Origin of the sequence: Frankia sp. AiPs1 (genome assembly GCF_023716945.1) — a bacterium.
Lineage (GTDB): Bacteria > Actinomycetota > Actinomycetes > Frankiales > Frankiaceae > Frankia.
Genome location: NZ_JAMQQF010000530.1, coordinates 1 through 4,174 on the forward strand (window position 1 = coordinate 1; position 4,174 = coordinate 4,174).

The window sequence follows — 4,174 nt, forward strand, 5'->3', positions numbered from 1 at the left end:
GGGCCGGGGGCACGGCGCACCGCGTCCCGCCCGGCCGTCCCACGCGCCATGGTCTGGACGGGAATCTGCTCACCGTGCTCGAGGTAGCCGGCCCGGTGCGGGGTGCGCCGCAGGCGGGCGGCCGCGGCGACCCGGCGGGCGTGCAGCGGCGGGAGCAACCGGTCGACCTCGTCCACCGGCACGAAGGCGAAGTTGACGAGCTCATCCATGTCGAGTCGGATGCGCTCACGCCAGGCGGCGGGCAGCAGGCCGCCGTCGAAGACGAACAGCAGCATCTCCCCCTCCAGCCAGCCGTCCTTGGGGCGCGGGGCCCAGTCGACCGCGAGGAGCTCGCCGATCGGCGGGGTGATGCCGATTTCCTCTTCCACCTCACGCACGCAGGCGGAGTACGGAGATTCTCCGGGCTCGACAAAACCGCCCGGAATGTCCCACCCGGGCTTGTAGGACGGCTCGACGAGCATGACCCGGCCGTCCTCGTCGAAGAACAGGGCGCCGGCGGCTACATAGGGCTGCGCCATGGGCGGGAACTCGCTACTGGTGGCCGATCGGGTCACGGTGGGCACTCCAGCGTCCACCGCGCAGTCCGCCGCCCCCTCCGGCGAACGCTGTTCGCGTCCGACGAAATGCGCTCCGTTATGAGATCCGCTTCCGTCCGTCATACTGGAACACTCACGATCTTCATTCATGTCCGTCCCCATCTGGCGCAGGACTGACGATCAGGCCGGCAGCCACGAAGCGGACCGCCTGCGCAGCCGCATCACCGATACCCGACCACGAAATGGCCGGCCTCGCCAGCGATTCGCGGCGACCACGAGGAAGACCACGCGCCGGAAGCATGAACTTCCAGCCGAGCATAATCCACGAGATCGCGCGTTCATTTCGTTGACATCTGCGGCGCCCCGAGCATCCGGGACGAGCTGTTGTGCCAACTAAGGCGGGCAGTGTCGACGATACGGAAGGATCCCGCCTTCCGACCGGACCGAGGTGAACGGTGCAGTCCACTCAGGATCGTCGCGCACCAGAGGAAATTAGGGATTACAGAACCGCGGAAGCGGAGATTCGAGCTCCAGGTCTACGCACACGCGTGCCCTCGAGCCAAAAATCAGCCGTATCTGCGGATGCGTCCACGCCGGCGGGCCGGTCGGGCGCCCGGGACCGCCCCGCCCGCCCGACCGCATCTCCCCCGACCGCAGGCCGATGCGGCGGCAGCCGCCCGACCGCCGTGGAGACCACACCCACCCCGAAGCCAACCACCGTGAGTAACGGTCTACCCCGGTACCCGCTGCCGACCGCCGCCGCGATGTGATTCCCATCATCTCGGCCGATCGACGGCCATCCCAGCACTTTTCGGTCGAGTAGCTGAGGATGACCCAAGAGCGCGTCACTGGTCTGGCGAACCCGCAGATCCTGTCCGCCTGAGCAGCCGCGGGGCCGGAAAGCGGCCCAGAATGCCACCTTGACGGTTCATCCACGCACCACTGGTGACTGCCTGATGCGAAGAGTGGGGTAATGCCTCCGGCTCGCGTCAACGAGTGAGCGCAGGGCCGCGGACCGAAGGCGCCGCGGCGGGGCATGACCATCGTTCGGGCAGGTCGCGGGCGCGCGGGCGGAGCCGGCGGCCGCGATGCCCCGGCCCGCACCATCCATCCCGGTTCTCTTGCCAACTCCGTTAGGTTGCCCTAACTTAGCTGAGGCTAACCGCAGGTGACGGGCCGCGCATAGGCAGCGCCGAGACCGCGGGCGAGGAGAAACGGAGGCAGGGTTTGCTTCCCACGTTTGTGATCGGCCTTCGAGAGGGCCTCGAGGCGTCGCTGATCGTCGGCATCGTCGCGGCCTTCCTCCGGCAGCGGGACCGCCGGGACGCCCTGCGCCAGGTGTGGCTCGGCGTCTCGCTCGCGCTGCTGCTGTGCCTGGGCATCGGCATCGCGCTGCACGTCCTGGACCGCGAGCTGCCCCAGCGCAAGCAGGAGGGGCTCGAGACGGTCATCGGTCTCATCGCGGTGGCCATGGTGACCTACATGGTGGTCTGGATGCGCCGCCACTCCCGTGACCTGCGCGGATCGTTGGAATCGGCCACGGCGTCGGCGCTGGAGACCGGCTCGACCCGGGCGCTGGTGCTCATGGCCTTCCTGGCCGTGCTGCGCGAGGGGTTCGAGACGGCCGTGTTCCTCATCGCGGCGTTCAACGCGAGCACCTCGCCGGCCACCGCCGGCGGTGGCGCGCTGCTCGGCGTGCTGGCGGCGGTGGCGGTGGGCGTCGCCATCTACCGCGGCGGCGTGCACATCAACCTGGCGCGCTTCTTCCGCGTCACGGGCTTCGTCCTGGTCCTGATCGCCGCCGGCCTGCTGGCGACCGCGGCGCACACCGCGCACGAGGCGGGCTGGCTCAACACCGGCCAGCAGCGGACGTTCGACCTGTCGTGGCTGGTCCGCCCGGGCACGCCGCTGGCGAGCGTGCTGACCGGAGTGCTGGGATTGCAGCCCCGACCCGTGGTCGCCGAGGTCGTCGCCTGGTTGGTGTACCTGGTGCCGCTGGCCGCCTACGTCGCCTGGCCGGCCCGCCGTCGCCCGCCCGGCGCCGCCCGGCCCACAGATCCCGCCGCGCGGGACCCCGCGGGTGCCGCGACCACCGACCCGGCTCCCGCAGCCCAGTGACCGGCCGGGCCCCCAGACCCCGGGGGCGGGCATGACCGGAACCAAACATGCGCGTCAGGTATCCATCTCACTGAAAACAGAACCTAGAAATTTGGGGGCACACGTGCGCCGCGCACCTGTCGCGTTTAGCGCCATCGCGGTTGTGATCGCGACGGGCGCCGCCGCCTGCGGAGGAAGTGACTCGGGCAGCTCCGGTGGCTCGGGCGCCGCCGGGGCGAAACAGACCGTGAACGTCACGATCACCTCGAAGGCGTGTACGCCGGACGTAGCGACGATTCCGTCCGGCCCGACCACGTTCAAGGTGGTCAACAAGGACGCGGGCGACGTCACCGAGGCCGAGCTGGTCGACGGCGACACCATTCTCGGGGAGAAGGAGAACCTCACCCCCGGCCTGTCCGGGACGTTCTCGCTGAATGTGAAGGCCGGCAAATACCAGCTCTACTGCCCCGGCGCGGACACGGAAAAGGTCGACTTCACCGTCACCCAGGCCGCCGGCGCGACCGCCGCCGCGACCCGCGGCGCCGAGGTCACCACGGCGCTGACCGCCGCGACCACCGGCTACGCCACCTACGTCCGCCAGCAGGTCGCGGACCTGGTCACCACCACCGGCGCATTCGTGACCGCAGTCAAGGCCGGCGACCTCGACCAGTCGGCCAAGCTCTACGCGGCACCGCGGCTGGACTACGAGCGGATCGAGCCGGTCGCCGAGTCGTTCGGGGATCTCGACCCCGCGATCGACGCGCGGATCGACGACGCACCCGACGCGGCGAGCTGGACCGGCTTCCACCGGCTGGAGAAGGCCATCTTCGCCGACCGTTCGCTGGCGGGCACCGGACCGATCGCCGACAAGCTCAACACCGACGTCGGCAAGCTCAACACGCTCGTGGCCAAGGCGACCTTCCAGCCGGCGCAGATCGCCAACGGCGCCACCGAGCTGCTCGACGAGGTCGGCAAGACGAAGATCACTGGCGAGGAGGAGCGGTACAGCAAGCTCGACCTCCTCGACATGCAGGGCAACATCGAGGGTGCGGACAAGGCGTTCACTCTGCTGGAGCCGGCGTTGAAGTCGCTCGACCCGAAGCTCGCCAGCACGGTGCGCACCCGCTTCACCGCGCTGTACCAGGCGCTCTCCCCGTACAAGGAGGGCACCGGCTACGTCAGCTACGACAAGGTGACGCAGGACCAGCGTCGCGGCCTGTCCCAGGCGGTCGACGCGCTGGCCGAGCCGCTGTCCCAGGTCGCCGGGGTCGTCGTCAGCTAGTCCGGCCCCGGCGGAGCCGGGCAGCACACCAGGCAGGACGGGGCGCGGGTGGCCGTGCGCCGCGAATGACCAGGTCAGAAGGGTTGGGGGGTCGGGCGGTCGCCCGGCCCCCAACCCGTGGGAGAAACCCCCTGACCCACGGGAGAAGGGGTATCGACATGGCCGAGCGAGTCGCGTTGTCGCGCCGACGGGCGCTGTTCGGCGCCGCGAGCCTCGCCGGGGCGGGCGTGGTCGCGGCCACCGCCGCGGGCTGCGCGGA

3 protein-coding genes are annotated in these 4,174 nt (G+C 70.1%); 2 read left to right on the plus strand and 1 reads right to left on the minus strand.

What is annotated here, in order from left to right; genetic code table 11:
• Positions 1–575: NUDIX hydrolase (locus tag ND748_RS26750; RefSeq protein WP_251748984.1), on the minus strand; the 575-nt coding region annotated here is incomplete at its 3' end.
• A gap of 1,188 nt (positions 576–1,763) precedes the next feature.
• Between ND748_RS26750 and efeU the strand changes: the two genes are divergently transcribed.
• Both efeU and efeO read left to right on the plus strand, forming a co-directional pair.
• On the plus strand, positions 1,764–2,654 hold the full coding sequence (gene efeU, locus ND748_RS26755) for an iron uptake transporter permease EfeU (protein WP_251748985.1): 891 nt from the start codon (positions 1,764–1,766) through the stop codon (positions 2,652–2,654).
• A 103-nt stretch (positions 2,655–2,757) separates the two neighbouring features.
• Positions 2,758–3,915 (plus strand): iron uptake system protein EfeO, encoded by a 1,158-nt coding sequence (efeO, locus tag ND748_RS26760; RefSeq protein WP_374216044.1) that lies wholly within the window; start codon positions 2,758–2,760, stop codon positions 3,913–3,915.
• Positions 3,916–4,174: the final 259 nt, after the last annotated feature.